This is a genomic window from Erythrobacter sp. KY5 (assembly GCF_003264115.1).
Classification (GTDB): Bacteria; Pseudomonadota; Alphaproteobacteria; order Sphingomonadales; family Sphingomonadaceae; genus Erythrobacter.
Map to the genome: position 1 here is coordinate 445,924 of NZ_CP021912.1, position 21,060 is coordinate 466,983.

Consider the following 21,060-nt stretch of genomic DNA (forward strand, 5'->3'; position numbering starts at 1 on the left):
GTGAATAACGCTGCAAATGCGTGAAGTGATTTTCGACACCGAAACAACTGGCCTCGATCCAAAAACCGGGGACCGAATGGTGGAAATCGGATGCGTCGAAATGGTGGGGCGAGTTGAAACCGGGCGCTCTTACCACGCTTATTACAATCCTGAACGCGATATGCCTGCCGCTGCCGAAGCGGTTCACGGCCTTTCGATCTCGTTCCTGGAAACAAAGCCCAAGTTTTCCGAAACCGCTGGCGAGTTGCTCGACTTCCTTGGTGATGCGCCGCTCGTGGCGCACAATGCCGGCTTCGATTTCGGTTTTCTCAATTCGGAACTCGAACGGATCGGGCGCGAACCGATCGCGATGGATCGGATGGTCGATACCATCGCGATCGCGCGCAAGAAGCATCCCGGTGCCAAGCTTTCGCTGGACGCGCTGTGCACGCGCTATGGCATCGATCGCAGCCATCGCGTGAAACACGGCGCACTGCTCGACGCAGAACTGCTGGCGCAGGTCTATGTCGAATTGACAGGCGGGCGGCAAATCGGTCTCGAACTGGCAGCACAGACAGCTGACGATGCGCGCGCTGCATCGGAAAAACTCGTCGAAACGGTAATCGGGAGACGGCCTGACAAACCAGTGCGCGAGCCGCGACCGCATGCGGCAAGCGAAAGTGAATTGGCGAAGCATCGCGAATTTGTCGGAGGGATCAAGGACGCGATCTGGGCTCGATAGGACTATCCAACAATAAGGAGTGGTGACGATGGATATCCGGATTTCAGGACATCAGGTTGAAACCGGCGCAGCGCTCCAGGAGCATGCGTCGGACAGGCTGGGCGGTATTGTCGACAAGTACTTTGATCGCGCGCTTTCTTCGCATGTCACGTTTGGCAAAGCGCCAGCCGGGGCCTTTTCCTGCGATATCATCACTCATGTGACGCAGGGCATGATCCTCAAGTCGCAAGCGAGCGCGCAAGACGCCCATCATGCGCTCGACGAAGCCGCAGCCAAGATCGAGAAGCAATTGCGGCGCTACAAACGGCGTCTGAAGGATCGGCACGAACGCGCCTTGCAAGTGCGCGCTCAGGAAGAGGCCGCCTATACCATCTTCGCGGCGGAAGAGAGCGAAGAAGAGGCGCCCACAGATGCGCCACCCGTAATCGCTGAGACCAGCGTTGATATCCCTGAATCGAGCGTCGCTGACGCGGTCATGATGCTGGATTTGCGCGATACTCCGGCGTTGTTCTTCAAAAATGCTGGAACTGGCAGGCATAATATGGTTTATCGCCGCGCAGACGGCTCGATCGGATGGGTTGAGCCGCGTTAGGACCTCGATAACGTGAAACCGGAACGGTAATCACGAAGAACCGAGGGGGAGGTCCAACCCATTGAACTTGGCAGAACGGGCCGCATGTGTGCGACCTCGCGCCTTGTTTGGAGATTGATGAACTTTGATCCAAGCGATCGAGGTTACCGGGATTTCGTGAATACAATGGACGTAAACATCAAACTCGAGCCTGAGGCCATCGGCTTCGCTCGCCTTGCGAGCAGTCAGCAGGTGCTGGACCACCTGTCGCAGCTCTACGCGAAAGCCTACGGCCTGGAACCGGCAGAAGTCCTCGATGGGCTGGAGCAACGCGAAGCGCTTGGCAGCACTGGTTTTGGCCGAGGCGTTGCCATTCCGCACTGCCGCAGTTCGTCGGTCAACCGGCCGACCATGGCGATCCTGAAGCTTGAGCAACCCGTTGATTTCAAGTCGGTGGACACCGTTCCAGTCAGCCTCGCTTTTGGTCTTGTGTCGCCCGAAAGTGCCGGTGCTACCCACCTTCACGCTCTTGCGGCAATTTCGCGGATGGTGCGCGATGAGGCGATGCTGGTTGCCCTGACCGAAGCGCCCGACCCCGATGCCCTGTTTGGCCTCCTGACCAACCAACTCCTGCGCGATGCTGCCTGACGCAGAGCGAGTGGAAGACGGCGCCAGCCAGCATTACCGCGCGCTTGAGCGTCTCTACGAGTCTGCTCCGATCAACGACAAGTTTGCATCACGCCTCGAAATCAGGGGCGAGGGGCTGTCGCGTCTCACCTTTTCGATCACACAGGATGTATATCATGCCGCGGGCGCAGCGCATGGGACGATCTACTTCAAGATGCTGGACGATGCGGCCTTCTACGCCGCGAACACGCTCGCCACCGACCGCTTTCTGCTCACCACCAGCTTCAACCTCCACTTCACCAAGCCCGTGCGAGTGGGCGAAGTGGTGGCCGAAGGCCGCTGGGTAAGCGGCAGGCGCCGTGTCTTTGTCGCCGAAAGCCGTCTGATCGATACAGAAGGCGATGAGATCGGTCGCGGAACGGGCACTTTCATGCGCTCACGCATCGCCCTGTCGAGCCTTGATGGCTATTCAAGCTAGAATGCGCCCTCTTCCATGAGCGAAAGACTGCCCACGCATCTCGAAGTGGCTGCATTGATCCGTCTGGTTGAATCGCAGGGCGGCAGCGCAATGGTGCTTGCAAAGGGTGAGCGCGATGCAGGGACGGTTCTCATAGTAACCATGCATCGCGGGCGGGATGCAAAACTATTCGAAAGGATGCCGCAACTCGATGGTTCACGATCATTCGTTGCGACAAAATCGCAAGATACTGAAAAACCTCTTGAATTTGCCGAGTATCTCGACCGCAGAAAACGCCAGGATCCCGATGTCTGGATTATTGAGGTGGATATCGACGGTGGAGAACGGTTCGTCGAACTTTTGCCGCGTTAACTTGACCTAGTTTCATTTGTGACTATTTGGCCGCGAGCTTCAAGACGCGCAGGCCATTTCGAGCGATAATTCGATCGCTTGATCTGGCACGCAGACGGGGGGCAGCCGGCAGGCACAACCAGGACCCACTTCTCAAGACGAAAAATCGTCATGGTCCTCACCTGCGTCGGAGCTTGCTCACCGCATAAAAAGCACAATTGATGGGTCATAAGACGTACTCGTTGAGTGCGGTCGCAGTAGCAGCGGCTGCAAGTTTGAGTTTTTCCAGCGCAGATAGCGCTGTCGCATCCGCCCAGGATGTTCAGGCAATGCCGCAAACCGACATTGCACAGCCGGCCCAGGAGGCCGTTGAGATCGTGCCGCAGCAGCCGGTATTTGTCTCAGAAGAAGTCGTTCAGCCGCTCGAAGAAACGAGCGCCTACGATAATGCCACCGATAATCAGGCCACGTCGCTTCGCGAACTGGTTGGAAAGGTCGAAACGGCAGACAAGCTTTCCGAACAGATGCACTGCCTTGCAGGTGCTGTTTACTTCGAATCGCGCGGTGAGCCGCTTGATGGCCAGCTGGCTGTCGCGCAGGTCGTGATCAATCGCTCAGAAGATCGTCGCTGGCCAGCCAGCTATTGCGGTGTGGTTTACCAGCGCGCGCAGTTTTCCTTCGTGCGCGGCGGTCGCATGCCGCAGATCAACAAGTCTTCGGATGCGTGGAAGCGCGCCAAAGCTGTTGCCAAGATTGCGCATGAAGGCATGTGGCAATCAGAAGCGTCGGACGCTGTCTATTTCCACGCAAACTACGTTCGTCCGGGGTGGAGCCGTCGCAAGACGCGTCTCGCGCAGATCGACACGCACATTTTCTACCGTTGAGGCAAAGCTCGCCATCGGAACAGGAGACCCCGCCTTTATCGGCGGGGTTTTTTGTTGGGCGTTCTAGAAATCGAGCCTTGCCCAGGTCGGCGCGTGATCGCTCGCTTTCTCGCGTCCACGGTGCTCGCGGTCGACGCCGACGCTTATCAGCTTGTCCGCCATTTCGGGTGACAGCAGGATGTGGTCGATCCGAAACCCGTGATCGCGCTGCCATGCACCGGCCTGATAATCCCAATATGTCCAGACACTGCCGCGCGGATTGTGGGTTCGCACAGCGTCGGTCCAACCGTCGGCTAGCAAACGAGCATAGGCGGCGCGCGATTCAGGTTGCATGAGCGCGTCCGACGCCATCGCCTTGACCGAGAAAACGTCATCATCCTCGGGAATGACGTTGAAATCGCCGAGCACCGCGGCTGGCACCTCACTTTTCCAGATCTGCGCCATCCGTGCGCGCAGCTTCTTCATCCAGGCCAGCTTGTAATCGAATTTGGGCCCCGGCTGCGGGTTGCCATTGGGAAGATAGATGCAGACGATCCGGCAAGTCTTGCCTTCGCGCTCAATATCGACCTCAAGATATCGGGCCTGCTCGCCCTCGCCGTCCTTTGGGCCGTCGATCCCAAGTCCGCGCTGGACTTCAGTGGCTGAATATCCCGCATTGGAATCGGCAAGGATCGCGACGCCGTTAAACGCTTTTTGACCATGCCAGATCGCCCGGTATCCGAGCTCCTCGAACTCGGATGAAGGAAAGTCCGCATCCTGGCTTTTGACTTCCTGGAGACATGCGACCGAAGGCCGCGTTTCTTCGAGCCATTCCTTGAGGCGCGGGAGCCGGGCTTTGATCCCGTTTATGTTGTAGGTCGCGATCTTCATGGGATTATCCATGAAGGATAGTGTCGGGCGCGTCTATCGTCAGATGCGCCTAGATCCCGAAGCTTGATCCACAGCCGCAGCCCGCTGCCGCGTTCGGGTTTTCGACCCGGAAGGCCGCGCCGCCCAGTGATTCGACGAAGTCGACGACGCTGCCGTCTACAAGATCAAGACTGACCGGATCGACGACGAGCTTTACACCGTCGGTTTCGCTCACCGCATCATCGCTGTCAGCGCCATCGGCCAGATCGAACTTGTACTGAAACCCTGAACAGCCCCCTCCCTCGACCGAGAGACGAAGAATAGCGGGCTTCGTCTGCTTCTGGGCAATCCATGCCACACGTTTTGCAGCGGCTGGGGTGAGGGTGAGTGTCTGGCTCATATTTGCGATTTAGGTGTGCAGATCCATTTCACAAGGCTGTGCGATGTTATCAGGCGTGCTGGATATAGTCGCGCAGTGCCGCAGCCTCGTGCTCGACTTCGTCGATCTTGTGTTTAACGAGATCCCCGATTGAGATGAATGCCACCAGCTTTTCGCCGTCGATCACCGGAAAATGTCGAAAGCGCCGCTTCGTCATCAAGGCCAGAGCGTCGTCGATCAAGGTGGTTGGCTCAACCGTGACTGCGGGAGAGGTCATGATCTCACCGACGGTCATATCCAGAGCACCGTGGCCCTTCTCTGCAAGGCAATAGACGACATCGCGCTCAGAAATAATGCCCGCGATCTTGCCGTCCTTTATGACCGGAAGCGCGCCGATACGCTTTCCTGCGAGCAAATTCACCGCTTCCGCTACGGGCGTGTTGACATCGCAGGAGATAATGTCGGTTGCGTCACGATCCCCGATTATTTTGGAGATAGTCATGGGGGTGCTCCTCTCTACCTTCACGAAAATGCCATCAATGCGGCCAAAAGGCGAGTCTGGCGTGCATTTGCCGATAGATGCCTCCACTTCACCGCCAAGAGCGTACCTTTCGCATTGCAATAGAGCGCCGCCAGCCGCATGTGAGACGAATGGTCAGAAAATCCCCCCTCGACGACCCTGAAAACGCCGCCCATGCATGGGCCCGCTATCGCAGCATCATGAAGGTTCTGCTCGGCGTGACCATCGCGACGGTCTTGCTGGCAGTGGGTCTGCTTTATGCCTTCAATGGTATGGTGTCGGTGCACTTCTACATCGCGGTCGCTTTGGGGATCAGCTTTACAATGCTGCTCGGCGGAGGACTAATGGGCCTTGTTTTCCTTTCCAACGGAACCGGTCACGACGAGTCGGTTGATAATCGCTTGCCCGGCAAGGACGAGTTCTGGTCCCCGAAGGATAACGATTAGGCCCCGCCCGGAGTTTTCAGCCGGAACTCTTCGACAGGCTCTCCGCCAATGAGATGCTCATCGACGATCCGATCGAGCACTTCGGGTCGGCAAGAGTGATACCAGATGCCATCGGGCCAAACGACAGCGATCGGTCCATGTGAGCAGACTTGCAGGCAATCGGCTTTCGTCCTCTGGATGCCGCCAGGCCCCTTTGGGTGCCCTTGTGTCCTTTTAGGACCCACAAGACCGCGTTGTTTGAGCGTGTCCTTGAGATGCTGCCAAGCAAGCTCACCCTCAGCGCGCGAGCAGCATTTCTGCTTGTCTGAAAGCGCGCACAGGAAGATATGCCGCTCCACCCTGTCCCCGGCGGTCGAACCGTATTTCTTCGCGAGCGCCGTTTCGGCTGCCAGCCGGTCGAGCTTACTCATTCGGGATCATCTTCTTTCTGGAGCCAGCGATCGAGCCAGGCGAACACAGTCTCATGCCATTGCAGCGAGTTCTTTGCGCCGAGCACCCAGTGGTTCTCATCTGGGAAGACGAGCAATTGCGAGGGAATTGAGCGCTCTTGCAGAGCGGTAAAGCTCTGAATTCCCTGGGTGTAGGGGACGCGAAAATCCAGTTCGCCCGTTATGACCAGCATCGGCGTCTGCCAATTGTCCACGTGGTTGACGGGGTTCCAGCGCTCGTAGGTTTCGCGCGCTTCGCTATAGGAACCGCCGAAATCCCAGCGCGGGAACCACAATTCCTCAGTCGAATAATAGAAGCTCCGCATGTCGAAAAGGCCGTCATGCTGGACAAGACAATCGAATCGTTCGGGCCAGCGCCCTGCGATCCAGTTGACCATATATCCGCCGTAACTGGCTCCCATGGCGCAGGCGCGTGAGCCGTCGATCTGCGGATCGGTTTCAAGTGCTGCCGCCAGGCCCTTTTGCAAATCGACCAGCGGTTTTCCGCCCCAATCGCGGTTGATCGAGTCCATGAAATCCTGTCCGTAACCGGCCGACCCGTGGAAATCGACCGAGATGACGGCATAGCCCTGGCTCGCGACGACTCGGGGATTCCAGCGCGATGACCAGCCATCGTTGAAGGATCCCTGCGGCCCACCGTGAATGTAAAGGATCGCAGGAATTGGCCCCTCCTGCTCCTCTAGCCGGGTGATCTGCCCCCAGACCGTGTCGCCGCCTGCGCCTTCGAAGCTGAACCGGGTGGTGACGGTCGAGGCGAATTGGCCCATCCGTGTCGTCACCGCATCGGTCAGCGGGCGCGCTTCATTGCCGCCCTCGGCGAGGTAGAGTTCATTCGGAACGCCGATCGAATCGCGGGTGAAAAGCATTCGATCACCCGGCAGAGCCTGGAGGTTGCCAATATGCGCTTCGTTCCCGGCGATAAGGTTGAGCTCGGTCACTTCGCCAGTGCTCGGATCGATCCGAAAAACCGGCGTGTCGAGAGTGTCCGCTGCGGTTGCGAGCAGATAGGATCCATCCGCGCTCCAGCTGAGGCTCCCGAAGGAGAGGTCTGTATTCTGGGTGAGCGCGCTGGTCTGCCCGGTCCGGACATCGCGAAGGTGTACAACCATGCGGTCCGATTCGTAACCGGGGCGCGCCATGGCGAGATAGGCGAGCCTCGTTCCGTCAGGTGACGGCGCAGGCGAAGAATCGTGCGCATGGTTTGCACTGGTCAGCTCTATCGGCGCCCCTCCTGAGAGATCGGACCAGTAGATGTCGAGATCGGTCGAAGTCGGTTCTTCCGCGCCCGCTCTGCGAGCGACGAAATAGACGCCAGAACCATCGGGCGCCCAAGCAATGTCTCCACCGCCGCCAAACGGCTTTGTCGGAGTGTTACCGATCAGGGCTCCGCTCGCATTACCGCCATCCAGCGGGATGCCTTCACCGGCAATCTGGCCGTTCTCCATCTCGAAAACGAAGACACGGTTGAAGTGGCCGGGCCGGGTCCAGCTGTCCCAGTGGCGGTAGAAGCCGTCTTCTCCATCATAGAGCCGGCCGCTGCCCGTCGCTTGCACGTCGCTCTCGCAGCTGAGCTGTTCGCAATCGCGGTCTATCTCGGCCCAAAGCGCAATCGCATCGCCAGTGGGGGCCAATTTGAACCCGGCAATACCGGTGCCCTCGATATCGGCAACAGGCATGGGTTCGCTGAGCGTCCCGTTCGCCCCCACGGCAACCCGCCAGACACGCACTCGCTCATCAGCCTCATCGTGTGTGCTGCTTGCGCTCAGAAAGTAGAGAAAGTCGTCCGGGCCGAATGCAAGGCCGTAACCCGCAATCGCAAGATCGAGTGAAGCCGGCTCGCTTCCCGGCTGGGTAAGATCGATGATGAAATGGCGCGGCGAACGTTTGAGAGTTTCAGGGTCGGTGAACGTCACCGAATAGACCGCAAGCCGACCATCGCTTGTCGCAACAGGACTGCCAAGCCGAGGCATGGTGATCAGATCGCGCGCAGACATGGGCGTCTTGGTGACGCCGTCGATCGTTATGTGTGGATCAGACTCATCATGATCCTCTGCAAGCAGAGGTGCTGAGCCAAACGATGCGAGAGCCGTCATTGCGGCCCCTGTCAGAAGCTTCCATCCCATTGGGGTGAGTTAACGCGCCTCGCTGCGATATTCCAGCGAAAGTGCCGGGTGAAAGATCAGCTTCGCTTGCCTGCGATCCTGGCGATTTCGGCCTGCACCATCTTTTCGACCATGCCGGGCAGATTGTGGTCCAGCCATTCGGCAAGCATCGGGCGAAGCAATTCACGCGTCAGCCCTTCAAGCGAGGTCTCGCCAGACCTGACGATCTGTGGCTTTGCGGGGGGTTCGGAAAGCATGGCGAGCGCCGCCAGATTTTCTTGCATGGCACCGCGAACGGCCTCGGTAATCAGCGGTTCGTCGGCATTTTCGCCTTCGACTTCGACAAACTCGTCCAGTTCCATCTCTGCCAGATCGAGCACTTCTTCTGCGGGCTCATCGGCTTCGCCCTCATCCTTGGTCTTTGGCATCTGGCGCGACCGCGTCTTGATCGCGGCCTCGCGGTTGTCGCGATTCATGACCTTCTTTATCGATTCGAGAATTTCTTCGACCGATGCCCCGTTATCGGAAGCGCCACCATCATTCGCCACGACAAATCCTTCGCAAACGCGCGTTAACCATTCGAATCACTGCGTTAGTGTTATTCGTCCGGATTGAGAACAGGGCCAATGAATGCGTCTGGTGCCTCGATGTCAACGGTTCTCGTCGAATTCGGGGCGGGTTCAGGATCGCGATCCCAATCCCAGAAGCGTCCGCGAACGCGTTCATAGTTCACCTCGGGATCGTAGAGCGGACCGCCCGTGTCGAGGTTAAGATCGCGTGCTTCGGCCTTGCCCATTGCCGCGAGCAGAGTGAAGCCCGCAACATACGCGTTGCGCCGCGCCGTCACGAGCTGGGCCCGTGCCGAAAGCAATTCCTGTTCAGCGTTCAGAACATCGATGATGGTCCGGTTGCCGATCGAGTTTTCGGCCCGCACGCCTTCGAGGCTGACTTCGGCCGCTTCGACGGCAGCGCGCGAACTTTCGATGACTGCATTGGAAGCTTGCCAACTCGCATAGGCCGCGCGGGTCTGCTGGATGATGCTGCGCTCGGTCGCGATCACTTGCTCGAGAGCGGCAGATTCGCGCGCACCTGCCTGGCGCTGACGTGCGGCTGGCAAGCCTCCCTGAAAGATCGGAATGGTAAGTCTTACGCCCGCGTTGGCGGTGACTTCCTCCTGAACGAGATCGGCGGAGAAAGGCCCACCGAGCGTGCCGAAAAAATTGGAGTAGTCGGTGTTGGCGAAAAGCCCCAAGGTCGGGAGACGTCCTGCACCGGCGACTTCGGTGTCAAACCCGGCAGCCTCGGCGCGTTCTTTCGCTGCGACTAGGTCCGGATTGTTTTCAAGTGCAATTACCACAGCATCGGTCACGGTAGAGGGCAGGCCGGGCAAGGGAGGCGGCGCCTCAAGATTCTGCGGTGCCTGACCTACCAGCTGAATATAGGTTTCCCGTGCGCTGATCAGGTTCGCATAGGCGGTACGCAGATCGCCTTGTGCTACGGCGAGTCGCGACTGCGCCTGCGCTACATCAGTGCGGGTGAGATCGCCGATTTCGAACCTGTCGCTGGTCGACTGGAAAGTGACTTCCAGGACTTCGACCTGGTTCGTTGCGAGCTGTGCCAGAGCCTCGGTGCGAAGGACGTCCATGTAAGCCGCGACAGTCTGGCTAAAAACTGAGCTTTCCGTGCCGCGCAGGTCGGCTTGCCCCGCCGCCACGCGCTCCTGTGCCGCATTTACACCGTTGCGTACCGCACCACCCGAATAGATCGGCACCTGCAATTGCGTGTTGATGCCCAGATTGCGGACGGGCGCGGTGAAGGCGTTGGCCGACTGACGGAGAAACTCGATATGAGTAGCGGTCGCCGTCACCCCGGGAAGTCCGGGCGCGCGCTGGATCGGTACGTCCTCGTCAGTGGCGCGTTGATTTGCGCGGGCCGCTTCAAGTGTCGGGTTGGAATTGTAAACCGCGGCGAGCGCATCTCGCAAAGTCTCGGCCTGAGCCGGGAGGGCCGTTCCCGCCAGTGTCAGAGCGCCGATCCCGGCAGCAGTGTTCAACAGGCGGGAAATATGCGTCACGAAAAGGTCCAACTCTTGGGTCTGTCAAATGCGGAAATCACAGGAATGCCGAGGTCTTCGACCACGGAAAGCGACACCTGTCCGGCAACCTTGCGTCCCGATGCGAGGCGCGTCACTTTACGCAGGAGAAGCCCAGATACAATCAGGCCGTTTTCTTCGACGAGGTCGGTGATAGCCTCAGGCACAGCCTCGACCGCACCGTCGATGAGAATCAGGCCGTAGCTGCCTTCGGGAAGCTTGCCTTGCGCGGCATCCTTGGCGCCGACGGTCTCAAGATCCGTCACCAAAGGGCGGATAAGATCGGTCAGATACTCGGTGCCGCCTTCGATAACCAGAACCCGGTCGGTTGGCTTTGGAGCGGCCTCAAGCAACAGTTTGCCGTAAAACAGGGGGGATGCGAGGTGGCCGTCATCAAGCGCGATAGAGCGGTCGATATAGGCAATCGCCGCCTTGTCCTCGGGAAGATAATCCTCGCGCGGCACTGCCTGCATCCGGGCCAGAACGAATTCCTCGTTCACGCCGCTTGTGCGAAGCTGGCTATCGATCATCGCTTTGCGGGCGGCAAAGGTGTCACGCGAGATGGTCTGGTTGCTCATAACTACTCCGTTGAGCTGTATTAGTACCGCAATACAGTTCGTCAACCCTTCCTAGCCATCAGCGCTTCGACTTCCAAGAGACTTGAGCCATATTTGTATCCTCAAACTAAGGCTCGCGATTGGTCAGCTTCTCTTTGACCTCATGCACCGCGGCAGCATATGAACGCCGCAATCAAGCTGGCCAAGAGACACAGCTGGCCGGATCGACCGAAACAAGGAGGGCTTCGATGAGTGACATGACCAACAAGGATGGGGCGAAAGTGGTCCACAATGACGGATCCATTTTTGGTGCAACGGGCGAAGTCCGCATCGAGGCCGACTCGCTTGGCGACGTTGCTTGCCCGGTTGATGCCCACTGGGGTGCCCAGAGTCAGCGCAGTCTTGCAAACTTTGCGATCGGCACTGAAACGATGCCCGCCCCGCTTATCAAGGCCCTTGGTATTCAGAAGCAGTCGGCAGCCAAGGCAAACATGGATCTGGGCGTGCTCGACTCAAAGCTGGGCGATGCGATCGTGCAGGCAGCGGGCGAAGTGATTGACGGGACGCTCGCCGACCAGTTTCCGCTTAGTGTTTGGCAGACGGGTTCGGGCACGCAGTCGAACATGAATGCGAACGAAGTCATCGCCAGTCGCGCAAATCAGATCCTTACCGGCCAGCATGGCGGCAAGGAGCCGGTCCATCCCAACGATCACTGCAACATTGGCCAAAGTTCCAACGATACCTTCCCCACCGCGATGCATATCGCAGCGGCGAGCGAGACGATCGACGCCCTGATCCCGGCGCTGACACACCTCCACGGCGCGCTTGACGACAAGGCGAAGGCCTTTGCTGACATCGTCAAGATTGGCCGCACACACCTGCAGGACGCGACGCCTTTGACGCTGGGTCAGGAATTCTCAGGCTATGCCAAGCAGGTTGAGTACGGCATCGCCCGGTTGAAGAGCGCCTTGCCACGCGTTCTCGAGCTGGCCCAAGGCGGCACCGCAGTTGGCACCGGCATCAATTCCAAGGCCGGATTCGCTGAAAAGTTTGCGGAGCACGTCGCCAGTGCGACCGGGCATGCTTTCGTCACCGCGCCCAATAAATTCGAGGCGCTTGCCGCTCACGATGCGCTGGTCGAACTTTCAGGCGCGCTTAATACGATCGCGGTGAGCCTGATGAAGATCGCCAACGACATTCGCCTGCTCGGCTCCGGTCCGCGTTCGGGTCTTGGTGAAATCGCGCTACCGGCGAACGAACCGGGCTCCTCCATCATGCCCGGCAAGGTCAATCCAACGCAGTGCGAAGCGCTGACCATGGTTTGTGCGCAGGTCATGGGCAACAACACCACGGTAAGCGTCGCAGGGTCGCACGGCCATCTTGAGCTCAACGTCTTCAAACCGGTCATGATCTACAACGTGCTGCAATCGATCCGCTTGATCAGCGATGCGTCGATCAGCTTCACCAATAATTGCGTTGTCGGGATCGAGGCGAACCGCGGCCGGATCGACCAGCTGATGAATGAGAGCCTGATGCTGGTCACGGCGCTTAACCCGCATATCGGCTATGACAACGCCGCAAAGATCGCGAAGAAAGCCCATGCGGACGGGACGACCCTGAAGGAGGCCGCACTTGAGCTTGAGCTGCTCACTGAGGAACAGTTTGCACAATGGGTGGTCCCGGCTGACATGATCAAGCCACGAGCATGACGCTCAGTTTTCCGGAGTAAGTCGGTCCGAGATGGTCGTTCGGCGTCGATCTGCATCGACAAAGCGAGCATCCGGACCGACGACCGGTTGGCGCTGCGGAGCAATTGGCGCTATTTGGCAGCCAAGACTATGGAAATGAGTTCACCTCCCAAAGCGTCGGCAAAGAAGGCGTCTGTCAGCGTACCATTCCGTACGGTGCTGTTATCGATGGTGCTACTGTGGGGGACCTATTTCGTCCTGATCAGCGCGCGCAGCTACATTCTGGACATGGATTTCCAGGCCGAAATGCTCATGCGCCGTGCGGCGGTGACGATCGCCGGGATCGGCCTCACGATAGTCCTGTGGGGCATGCTGCGCCTCGTCGATCGGCAGGCCCTTTGGGTCAAGATCGGTGCAGCAAGCCTGTTCGCGATCCCAGTCGCGACCGCGACCGGACACATCAACCAGTTTGTTTTTTCTGACATCCAGAAGGAGTTGGAGCAGCGCTATGCAGAAGAGCGCGGCTTCCGCTTCGATGATGAAGGCAATCTACTCTATGATTTGCCCGCTGGCGTTGCGATCAAGGCACCTGCGCCGGATGGATCGGGCGGTTACAAGGTTTCAGAATCGCTCATAATCGCACCTGCCGAGGCGCGCGATGAAACCTGGCAAGCCGTATTCCAGATAGCGATCGGGCGATATTTCCTGCTGCTGGCCTGGGCATCGACCTACTTTGCCCTGCTAGCAGGCTATCAGGCTCGCGCGGCAGAGCGGCGTGAACAGGAGTTCCGGTCCGCTGCAAAGGCTGCAGAGCTTCGCTCGCTTCGCTATCAGGTGAACCCGCATTTCCTGTTCAACACGCTGAATTCACTCTCTGCGCTCGTGATGACTGGCAAGGCCGATCGTGCCGAACGGATGATCCAGACGATCAGCCGCTTCTATCGCCATTCTCTTGCAGATGAACCAACCAGCGATGTTGCGCTCAAAGACGAGTTCGACCTGCAAAAGCTGTACCTCGATATCGAAACCGTGCGCTTTCCAGAGCGGTTGATTCCGAAGTTCGACCTTCCCGAAGATCTCGAAGAAGCGCGAGTGCCGGGGATGATCCTGCAGCCCTTGGTCGAGAACTCGGTCAAATATGCGGTTTCTGCCGTCACGCGTCCGGTTACGATCACAGTTTCGGCGCGCGAGGAGTTCGACAGGCTCGTCATCACCGTGACGGATGACGGCCCCGGTATACCCGAGGGTTCGCCGCACGGATTTGGCATTGGTCTTGCCAATGTGGGTGAGCGTTTGGAAGCGCGCTTTGGTTCTGACATCGCATTGACCTCTGCACCCATCCCCGGCGGCTACAAGACCGAAATGCGCATTCCCCTGTCGCGTCCGGCGAACACCCGTCGCCGCGCTGATTGATCGAAACAGGAAGGGGCTGAGATGAGCGAAACCGAAACGAAATCACAGGCTCTTCGGACGATGATCGTCGATGATGAGCCGCTTGCGGTCGAGCGGATTCAGGTGATCTGTGCTGAGTTGCCGTCGATCAACGTCGTTGGCACTGCAAGCGATGGCGCAGCCGCCTTGCGCCTTGCTGACAAGCTCGATCCAGACCTGGTCCTGCTTGATATGACGATGCCCGAGCTCGACGGCCTTGGGGTTGCGCGCAAGTTTGCCGAGAGCGAAGGCGAACCTCCTGCTGTCATATTCGTCACGGCTCATGACCATTTCGCAGTCGAAGCGTTCGACCTCGAAGCGATCGACTATGTTCTGAAGCCTGTCTCGGCAGATCGGCTTGAGCGCGCGATTGAGCGCGCAGTTGCGCGCCGCGGCGAACGCAAGGAGCCTCAGAGCAAATGGCTCGACGAGCTTTGGGTGCCTCACCGCAGCGAGCTTTTGCGCATTGCGGTGAGCGAAGTGCATCAGATTGATGCCGAGCGTGACTATGTGCGCCTCCACGTGGGTGAGCCTTCCGAGAACGGCGAGCCTGGACGCTCCTATCTGCTGCTGCAGACGATTGCGGGCCTGGAAGCGCGGCTGGACCCTGAGCAATTCATCCGCATCCACCGCTCCACCATTCTGCGGCGCGACAATATTCGCGGTCTGCGCCACGATGGCCTGGGCGTTTGGTCAGCAGAGCTCCAAAACGGCGAAGCGCTTCGGATCGGTCGAACCTACCTCTCCAAGGTCAAGGCTATGGCCGGGCGCTAACTCGCCTTCTTCCTGTCTGGGGCTGCTCAATCATTTTCAAGTGCATAAAGAAGCGGCCCGAACCCCGGGACTGAGTAGGGTTCGAGCCGCAAAGTCTGCACCAGCGAGGTGGTGCAGGATGTGAACGCGGTTCAACCGCCGCGTTGACGATCCTCGATGATGGCTGCCACGTCCTGACGGGCGCTGGCGCGTGCTTTGTCGACGCAATCGCGCACTTCTTTCGAGCGGATGAGCGTGCCGACCTGACGATCGTCAAAGCCACACACCTTGCGTGCAGCGATCTCAACGCGCCGTTCAAGCAAGCGCTGGCCTTCGACGGTCGAGAGATCGAGACCGGCGTAGCTCACATCCATGGATTGATATTCGCCGTTTCCGGCAAGAGCGGGTGAAGCGGTGAAAGCGAGGCCCAGGGCTGCCGTCGCGATTGCAAGAGTCTTCATTTAATTTCTCCTCCTGACAAAGGGATGGAGTTCGATCAGGGGGCGATCGAACCGGGGATGCCATCCGTTTGCCGTGATTAAGGAGATACCGAGTCGGGCTCCGCAGGTCATTGAACAGTCGACCAACCCGCCCGTCATTGTCGATTGGCAGCAGGCGAACTTACGAACGTCGCAAAATTGCCGATCAACAGCATCTTCAATCCGACGGAGGTTTACGCCATATTGTAACGCGTGATTGCTGCGCTGATCGTGATATTCCTGCTGGGCATTGCCAACTTCGCATTGCACAGCGCTGTGCTTGAAAGCGGGCACCAGCTGCTTGGGCAAATGCCTTCATTCGTACAAGCGCTTGGAGGTCGGCTGACCTTGCTCGCTGAATTTCTTGTGCTTCTTGCTGCGATGTTGCTCGTCGCAAACGGATGGCAAGGTCTTGCTTGGGGATATGGTGCGTATAGCGCGCTCAATGCGGTATCCGCCTGGCTGATCCTCAGCGGGCGCATTTGAATTAGCGGTTGCATGCCTTCGGCAATCGCGCTTGAGACTTGATCCCTATGACAACCCGTCTGTTCCATGTTAGCGACGTTCATTTCGGGGTCGAAAACCGCCGAGCCCTCGATCACGTCGCGCAGGCAATCCGCGAAGAGCGACCCGATGCACTGGTTTGCACTGGAGACGTCACTCAACGCGCAAAGCATTCCGAATATGCCGCAGCTGCAGAATGGTTCGCAGGATTGGGGGTGCCTGTCGTTCTTGAGCCGGGCAACCACGACATGCCCTATTACAATCTGTTCGAGCGGTTCTCGGACCCCTACCGCCGGTTTCGCAGGCTCGACGGCAAGGTCGGCACTCAGTTCCAGAACGATGATGTCGTCCTCGTATCGTTGAAATCGACCGTGCGCGCTCAGCCGCGCTTTCCATGGTCTGACGGTATCGTGACGAAGCGATCGCTAGACCAGACGGTGCAAAGACTGCTCGAATTGAGCGACGATCCGCGTCATGTCATCGTGACTGCGCACCATCCCTTGCTCGGTCCGAAGGAGGACGCGGGTAATCCGACGATTGGCGGCAACAAGGCATTTGTGGCTCTGGCCTCTGCCGGGGCAGATGCAATCATGACAGGCCATGTCCATCGTCCGTTTGATGAAACCCGCGATATGGATGGCGCCAGCATGCGGATGATTGGAGCGGGCACTCTTTCGACCCGGCTTCGGCATGGAGCGCCGCCATCCTACCGCGTACTTCATTGCCGCCGCGGTGAAGAGATGCAGGTTGAACTGCGCGAACTCGCAGCGATCTGATCGTAAGATGGCAGGCCGGCGATTTAACCTTTTTTAGCGGTTCGGCATTAAGACTTTGTTGGTGATAGTCGCATCAGCATCAAAGCCATGCCGTCCGATCTCATTTTCGGGGCGTTGCTTGGATGCAAGGCATGAGGGAAGATGGGGAGGTCGTGAAATGGACCTGCTGAAAGCTATGGGTTTGGGTGCGCTGATAACCTGCTGCATAGCGGTTGTCGTCGGCACGCAGGGATCGAGCGGGGGCGCGCTCGCAATTCATCAGCTCGCTGTGGCTGATTACAAGGTCTATTGGTCCTGGCCGATGTTCTTCGGTGGTACCGGGTTGTTCTGGGCGCTGATGCTTATCCAGCGGTGACCAAGACCGTGTGGGCAAAGAAAAAGGGCGGCTCTCGATGAGAGGCCGCCCTTCTTCGTATTCGGATATGATCGCGAGCGATTAACGCTTCGAGAACTGGAAGCTGCGACGTGCCTTCGCACGGCCGTACTTCTTACGCTCTACCACACGGCTATCGCGGGTGAGGAAGCCAGCTGCCTTGACGGTGCTGCGCAGTTCCGGCTCGTACTTGGTGAGAGCCTGGCTGATGCCGTGCTTTACCGCGCCGGCCTGGCCCGAAAGGCCGCCGCCTTTGACGGTGGCGACGACGTCGTACTGACCTGTGCGTTCCGTAATGCCGAACGGCTGGTTGATGATCAGACGCAGGGTCGGACGTGCGAAGTATACTTCCTGATCCTTGCCATTGACGGTGATCTTGCCGGTGCCAGGCTTGAGCCACACGCGAGCGGTGGCGTCCTTGCGGCGACCGGTCGCATAAGCGCGGCCCTGAGCGTCGAGCTCCTGCTCGCGCAGCGGCGCGGCCGGGTTCTGGGCGATCTCGGCAGCGTCCGCAGCGGGTGCGTCGCCGGCGATGTCCTTGAGATCCGACAGGTCGGACACGGTGTTGCTCTCGTCAGCCATTATGCGGTGACCTTGTTCTTGCGGTTCATCGAAGCGACGTCGAGCACAGCGGGGTTCTGCCCGTCATGCGGATGCTCGGTGCCATTGTAGAGGTGCAGCGCCTTCATCTGCGCACGGCCAAGGGGCCCGCGCGGAATCATTCGCTCGACTGCCTTTTCGAGCACACGCTCGGGGAAGCGGCCTTCCAGCACCTTGGCTGGGGTCGTTTCCTTGATGCCGCCGGGGTGGCCGGTATGCTTGTAATAGACCTTGTCGGTAGCCTTCTTGCCGGTGAACTTCACCTTGTCGGCATTGATGACGACCACGTGGTCGCCGCAATCGACATGCGGGGTGTAGGTTGGCTTGTGCTTGCCGCGCAGGTGGTTGGCGATGATCGCGGCGAGCCGGCCGACAACGAGGCCGTCGGCATCGATCAGGTGCCATTTCTTTTCGACCTCTGCCGGCTTCACCGACTGGGTCTGTTTGCTAAGCGCCTTCATGGCTCGTTTGTCCTTCAATCAAAGGGATTGCGGTAATCTGTTCATCGCCGACTGTCGGTCGATCAATTCGACCAGGGTCCAGCGAATCGCTGACCGGGAGCTAGCCCCTGTCAGCCAGGAGGCGCGCATTTGTCGCCAAACAGGGCTTAAGTCAACCAAAACCGGGGGTTTCGAGGGAGGTAAAATAATACCGTAACGCGATTTATCGGCAGTTTCCGCCGTCTGCTGTCGCCTTACAGGCTCTCCATGCGCCACACTTCGCGCGTAATCTGCTCGCTACTGCCGATCCGGGTGGTGATGCTCCGCTCCGCGTGTGACAGCCAGCCTCCTCGTTCGTCGGCGACGCCCTCATAGCGGACCTCGAACTCTCCGGTCATGCCGTCAGGCAATTCCATCTGCCGACTTGCCTTGACCGGACCCATTTTCGGGAAGAACAGATCTTCTGGCAACCGATCGAGAAGCGCAGATCCGGCACTCTGCAGATCTGTCAGGTATCGCAGCTCCGCTTCGCTTGGCTGAGCGCGAGCCCTTCGTTTCGCAAGGATTTCTTTGGCGATCGCGATCGCTGAGGCGAGGTCCTCTTCGCTTACCCGTCCGTCTGACGCGACAAGCATCCCGTCCTGCGACACCAGCATTGGCCACATATCGTCCGTAGAACGCGCTTCCTCCAACCGGGCAAGCTGTGCGAGCGAGGGAGGGGCATCGACGCGCACATCAACCTGTGCCCCATTTATAGCGATGCCTTGACCCTGCCGGCCAAAACGGACCGCCCAGGTGCGATCCACACAGACCATCTGTCCATCGCGCAAGGACCGCTGGATCCGGCGCGACAGCGTCATGGTCGATGGAGGAATCGCAAGCTTCGTACTGCTGAATGCAAAGGCAGGGCTAACCGCGAATAGCGCGCCCCCGCCACCCAATGCCGCCAACGCCCTCCGGCGTGAGACTTGCTCGATCTTTGTTGTATCCGCCACTTTAAGTCTGGACCCGTGTCGCGGCGCCCCCACCTTATGGCACCATTGCTAGCCTAAAGTTTTTTCCCTGAGAACCTTCTCAAGCCAATGCTTTGTAGCAGGATGTGACGCGTTGCAAAGCCATCCGACAATCGCAGGTGTGTCATATGGGTGACACTCTCCCAGTCGAGCAATGAGCCGCTCAAGGCGTTGTTCCGATGTCTTGAAAAGCACCGCGACCTCCGCCTGCGTCGCGCACTGGCCCTCCCATTCGAATACGGAGGTTACGCCCGGCATGATGTTGGCGCAGGCAATCAGCTTTTCTTCCAGAAGCGTGCTTGCGACTTCTTTTGCGCTCTCAGCGTTGGGAAACGGGCACCAGGCCAAGGCGGCCTCAAACTCGCTCATGCGAGCTGTGCGCTGACGCGCTTTTCCTGAACCCGGACGCCGTCGCTATGCATGGCCCACGCGGTCGAAGCTACAAGAAGCGCTCCGGTCAATTGGTGAGCGGCCGCCACCCAAAGCGACACCTCGGTCATGACTGTTGCGATCCCTAGTAGGATCATGACGCCGAAAGCGGTGTGGACTGCGATCGAGGCGCGGCGATCACTCTTTCGGACCCTCCGTGCCAGATAGACCAGGGCAGCAACGGCAATCCAGGCCCACCAGCGGTGAAGGAAATGCAACAGAAACGGATCGTGCGTGAGGGTCCACAAAAAGCCCGAAGAAAAATCGAGTTCGGGAACCAGTCGCCCGTTCATCAGCGGCCAGTCATAGGCGGCGTGGCCAGCGTTCAGACCTGCAACCCATGCGCCCAGAAGAAGCTGCACGAAAAGCACGCCTGCAACCAGAGCCGCCGGCAGCGTAAGCGGAGCCGCCCCAGCACCGGGCTCACGAACGAGGCGGCGCATGTCGCGCGCTGTCCAGACCAGCAGGCCCAACAGCAAAAGCGCGGTCAGAAGATGCAGTGACAGGCGAAAATGGCTGACATCGGTCATGTCGCCGACGAGGCCCGACTGGACCATCAGCCATCCGAACAATCCCTGCAGTCCCCCCAAAGCGAGGAGCCCCACCATCCGCGGTTTGAAGCCGGCGGGTATCGCCCCCTTGACCCAGAACCAGACAAGTGGCGCAGCGTAAAGCAGGCCGACCATGCGTGCCAGCAGGCGGTGGAACCACTCCCAGAAATATATGAATTTGAAGTCGGCCAAAGTCATGCCGGTAAGGCTGGCTTCAAGCCGGTATTCCGGCGTTGCCTTGTATTTTGCGAACTCAGCCTGCCACGCCGCGTCGTTCATCGGGGGCAGGATCCCGGTTGCAACTTGCCATTCGGTGATCGACAACCCGCTTTCAGTGAGGCGCGTGATCCCACCGACCAGCACGATCAGCACGACGACGAACGCGACCGCCTCCAGCCAACGTGCAATCGCCATAGGGCGTGCGGCTGATCCGATCTGTCTCTTTTGCATGTGGGAGCTGTCTGCAAGGCTGGCCATGACGCCTGCGTAAATGTGAGGGAAGAGCCACTGTGGCAAGTGCGTTCCTGAAAAAGGATGCTGCAGATCGCGCAAGCCCTTGCGCAATGTAACAACATTACATACATGGCCATCACGATGATCCGGGAACCCGCCTCTGATTCTGTGGCCAACGCGAACCGTCGGCTCGACCAGCTTGGCATCGGGCTGGCCGGCCTGTGTGCCTTGCATTGTCTCGCAACGATCGTGGTCGTGTCTGTCCTGGGAATTGGCGGGCACTTTTTGTTGGCGCCTGAAATTCACCGCGTCGGCCTTGCTATTGCGCTCGTCGTGGCGGCCGTCGCTATCGGTTGGGGCGCTCTCAGGCATCGCCGTGCGGCACCCTTCGTGATCGCGATGATGGGCCTCACTTTCATGGGTGGAGCGCTCGCCATGCCTCACGGCGACGGCGAGATCGTCTTGACCATGATCGGAGTTGCGCTTGTCGCTTTGGGACACCTGCTCAACATCCGCTCTGCATCACGCTAAGCTTGCGCCTGCGGGTTTGGCGACTATTCCATGA

28 protein-coding genes are annotated in these 21,060 nt (G+C 59.0%); 14 read left to right on the forward strand and 14 right to left on the reverse strand.

Going from position 1 to position 21,060, the window contains the following annotated elements:
• Positions 1-16 precede the first annotated feature (16 nt).
• From dnaQ to CD351_RS02145, 6 genes are all read left to right on the forward strand, one after another.
• Positions 17-721 (forward strand): DNA polymerase III subunit epsilon, encoded by a 705-nt coding sequence (gene dnaQ, locus CD351_RS02120; RefSeq protein ID WP_111991088.1) that lies wholly within the window; start codon positions 17-19, stop codon positions 719-721.
• A 28-nt stretch (positions 722-749) separates the two neighbouring features.
• Positions 750-1,313 (forward strand): ribosome hibernation-promoting factor, HPF/YfiA family, encoded by a 564-nt coding sequence (hpf, locus tag CD351_RS02125; RefSeq protein ID WP_111991089.1) that lies wholly within the window; start codon positions 750-752, stop codon positions 1,311-1,313.
• Between the two features lie 165 nt (positions 1,314-1,478).
• Positions 1,479-1,940 carry a PTS sugar transporter subunit IIA gene (locus CD351_RS02130; protein WP_111993547.1) on the forward strand — a complete coding sequence of 154 codons (462 nt, stop codon included), beginning with the start codon at positions 1,479-1,481 and terminating at the stop codon, positions 1,938-1,940.
• Positions 1,930-2,397, forward strand: coding sequence for a PaaI family thioesterase (locus CD351_RS02135; protein ID WP_174214228.1), 468 nt, complete (start codon positions 1,930-1,932; stop codon positions 2,395-2,397). Before CD351_RS02130 ends, CD351_RS02135 begins: the two co-directional genes overlap by 11 nt.
• A gap of 15 nt (positions 2,398-2,412) precedes the next feature.
• Complete coding sequence (locus tag CD351_RS02140; RefSeq protein WP_111991090.1) at positions 2,413-2,748, forward strand: DUF1491 family protein; 336 nt, start codon at positions 2,413-2,415, stop codon at positions 2,746-2,748.
• 200 nt (positions 2,749-2,948) lie between these two features.
• On the forward strand, positions 2,949-3,611 hold the full coding sequence (locus tag CD351_RS02145) for a cell wall hydrolase (RefSeq protein WP_111991091.1): 663 nt from the start codon (positions 2,949-2,951) through the stop codon (positions 3,609-3,611).
• 63 nt (positions 3,612-3,674) lie between these two features.
• Here the strand turns inward: CD351_RS02145 and xth are convergent, their stop codons facing one another.
• The 3 genes from xth to CD351_RS02160 are packed head-to-tail and all read right to left on the reverse strand — an operon-like array spanning position 3,675 to position 5,341.
• Complete coding sequence (gene xth / locus CD351_RS02150) at positions 3,675-4,481, reverse strand: exodeoxyribonuclease III (RefSeq protein ID WP_111991092.1); 807 nt, start codon at positions 4,479-4,481, stop codon at positions 3,675-3,677.
• A gap of 49 nt (positions 4,482-4,530) precedes the next feature.
• A complete protein-coding gene (gene erpA, locus CD351_RS02155; protein WP_111991093.1) occupies positions 4,531-4,860 on the reverse strand; it encodes an iron-sulfur cluster insertion protein ErpA in 330 nt (109 codons plus the stop codon).
• A 49-nt stretch (positions 4,861-4,909) separates the two neighbouring features.
• Positions 4,910-5,341 (reverse strand): CBS domain-containing protein, encoded by a 432-nt coding sequence (locus CD351_RS02160; protein WP_111991094.1) that lies wholly within the window; start codon positions 5,339-5,341, stop codon positions 4,910-4,912.
• A gap of 149 nt (positions 5,342-5,490) precedes the next feature.
• Between CD351_RS02160 and CD351_RS02165 the strand changes: the two genes are divergently transcribed.
• Positions 5,491-5,805 (forward strand): hypothetical protein, encoded by a 315-nt coding sequence (locus tag CD351_RS02165; RefSeq protein ID WP_111991095.1) that lies wholly within the window; start codon positions 5,491-5,493, stop codon positions 5,803-5,805.
• On the opposite strand, the gene CD351_RS02170 is transcribed toward CD351_RS02165, so the two are convergent.
• The 5 genes from CD351_RS02170 to CD351_RS02190 form a co-directional block, all read right to left on the reverse strand.
• Positions 5,802-6,215 (reverse strand): ferredoxin, encoded by a 414-nt coding sequence (locus CD351_RS02170; protein ID WP_111991096.1) that lies wholly within the window; start codon positions 6,213-6,215, stop codon positions 5,802-5,804. The genes CD351_RS02165 and CD351_RS02170 overlap by 4 nt on opposite strands.
• On the reverse strand, positions 6,212-8,347 hold the full coding sequence (locus CD351_RS02175) for a S9 family peptidase (RefSeq protein ID WP_234027188.1): 2,136 nt from the start codon (positions 8,345-8,347) through the stop codon (positions 6,212-6,214). The genes CD351_RS02170 and CD351_RS02175 overlap by 4 nt, the downstream gene beginning before the upstream one ends.
• 86 nt (positions 8,348-8,433) lie before the next feature.
• Positions 8,434-8,904: a DUF2497 domain-containing protein gene (locus CD351_RS02180; RefSeq protein WP_234027189.1), complete on the reverse strand. Its 471-nt coding sequence runs from the start codon at positions 8,902-8,904 to the stop codon at positions 8,434-8,436.
• A gap of 50 nt (positions 8,905-8,954) precedes the next feature.
• Positions 8,955-10,430: a TolC family outer membrane protein gene (locus CD351_RS02185; protein ID WP_369880707.1), complete on the reverse strand. Its 1,476-nt coding sequence runs from the start codon at positions 10,428-10,430 to the stop codon at positions 8,955-8,957.
• The gene (locus CD351_RS02190; protein ID WP_111991099.1) at positions 10,427-11,026 is read right to left on the reverse strand and encodes a protein-L-isoaspartate O-methyltransferase; all 600 of its coding nucleotides are present in this window, start codon (positions 11,024-11,026) and stop codon (positions 10,427-10,429) included. The genes CD351_RS02185 and CD351_RS02190 overlap by 4 nt, the downstream gene beginning before the upstream one ends.
• A 236-nt stretch (positions 11,027-11,262) precedes the next feature.
• On the opposite strand from CD351_RS02190, the gene fumC reads away from it, so the two are divergent.
• From fumC to CD351_RS02205, 3 genes are all read left to right on the forward strand, one after another.
• Entirely contained in the window at positions 11,263-12,714 is a 1,452-nt protein-coding gene (gene fumC / locus CD351_RS02195; protein ID WP_111993549.1) for a class II fumarate hydratase, read from the forward strand.
• 135 nt (positions 12,715-12,849) lie between these two features.
• Complete coding sequence (locus CD351_RS02200) at positions 12,850-14,106, forward strand: sensor histidine kinase (RefSeq protein ID WP_369880709.1); 1,257 nt, start codon at positions 12,850-12,852, stop codon at positions 14,104-14,106.
• Between the two features lie 21 nt (positions 14,107-14,127).
• Positions 14,128-14,898, forward strand: coding sequence for a LytTR family DNA-binding domain-containing protein (locus CD351_RS02205; protein ID WP_111991101.1), 771 nt, complete (start codon positions 14,128-14,130; stop codon positions 14,896-14,898).
• 131 nt (positions 14,899-15,029) lie between these two features.
• Here the strand turns inward: CD351_RS02205 and CD351_RS02210 are convergent, their stop codons facing one another.
• Positions 15,030-15,338: a UrcA family protein gene (locus CD351_RS02210; protein WP_111991102.1), complete on the reverse strand. Its 309-nt coding sequence runs from the start codon at positions 15,336-15,338 to the stop codon at positions 15,030-15,032.
• A 231-nt stretch (positions 15,339-15,569) separates the two neighbouring features.
• Between CD351_RS02210 and CD351_RS02215 the strand changes: the two genes are divergently transcribed.
• The 3 genes from CD351_RS02215 (at position 15,570) to CD351_RS02225 (ending at position 16,991) form a co-directional block, all read left to right on the forward strand.
• Entirely contained in the window at positions 15,570-15,842 is a 273-nt protein-coding gene (locus tag CD351_RS02215) for a hypothetical protein (protein ID WP_234027190.1), read from the forward strand.
• 47 nt (positions 15,843-15,889) lie between these two features.
• Positions 15,890-16,636: a metallophosphoesterase gene (locus tag CD351_RS02220; RefSeq protein ID WP_111991103.1), complete on the forward strand. Its 747-nt coding sequence runs from the start codon at positions 15,890-15,892 to the stop codon at positions 16,634-16,636.
• A 157-nt stretch (positions 16,637-16,793) separates the two neighbouring features.
• Positions 16,794-16,991 carry a hypothetical protein gene (locus CD351_RS02225; RefSeq protein WP_111991104.1) on the forward strand — a complete coding sequence of 66 codons (198 nt, stop codon included), beginning with the start codon at positions 16,794-16,796 and terminating at the stop codon, positions 16,989-16,991.
• 81 nt (positions 16,992-17,072) lie between these two features.
• Here CD351_RS02225 and rpsI read toward each other — a convergent pair whose 3' ends face one another.
• From rpsI to CD351_RS02250, 5 genes are all read right to left on the reverse strand, one after another.
• Positions 17,073-17,591: a 30S ribosomal protein S9 gene (gene rpsI, locus CD351_RS02230; RefSeq protein ID WP_111991105.1), complete on the reverse strand. Its 519-nt coding sequence runs from the start codon at positions 17,589-17,591 to the stop codon at positions 17,073-17,075.
• A complete protein-coding gene (rplM, locus tag CD351_RS02235; RefSeq protein WP_111991106.1) occupies positions 17,591-18,070 on the reverse strand; it encodes a 50S ribosomal protein L13 in 480 nt (159 codons plus the stop codon). Before rplM ends, rpsI begins: the two co-directional genes overlap by 1 nt.
• A 233-nt stretch (positions 18,071-18,303) precedes the next feature.
• Positions 18,304-18,909, reverse strand: a complete 606-nt coding sequence (locus CD351_RS02240; protein ID WP_111991107.1) for a hypothetical protein — start codon at positions 18,907-18,909, stop codon at positions 18,304-18,306.
• Positions 18,910-19,092: 183 nt separating this feature from the next.
• Complete coding sequence (cutA, locus tag CD351_RS02245; RefSeq protein ID WP_111991108.1) at positions 19,093-19,431, reverse strand: divalent-cation tolerance protein CutA; 339 nt, start codon at positions 19,429-19,431, stop codon at positions 19,093-19,095.
• A complete protein-coding gene (locus tag CD351_RS02250; protein ID WP_234027191.1) occupies positions 19,428-20,492 on the reverse strand; it encodes a COX15/CtaA family protein in 1,065 nt (354 codons plus the stop codon). The genes cutA and CD351_RS02250 overlap by 4 nt, the downstream gene beginning before the upstream one ends.
• 144 nt (positions 20,493-20,636) lie before the next feature.
• Here CD351_RS02250 and CD351_RS02255 point away from each other — a divergent pair, with 144 nt between their 5' ends.
• Complete coding sequence (locus CD351_RS02255) at positions 20,637-21,026, forward strand: MerC domain-containing protein (protein ID WP_234027192.1); 390 nt, start codon at positions 20,637-20,639, stop codon at positions 21,024-21,026.
• Positions 21,027-21,060: the final 34 nt, after the last annotated feature.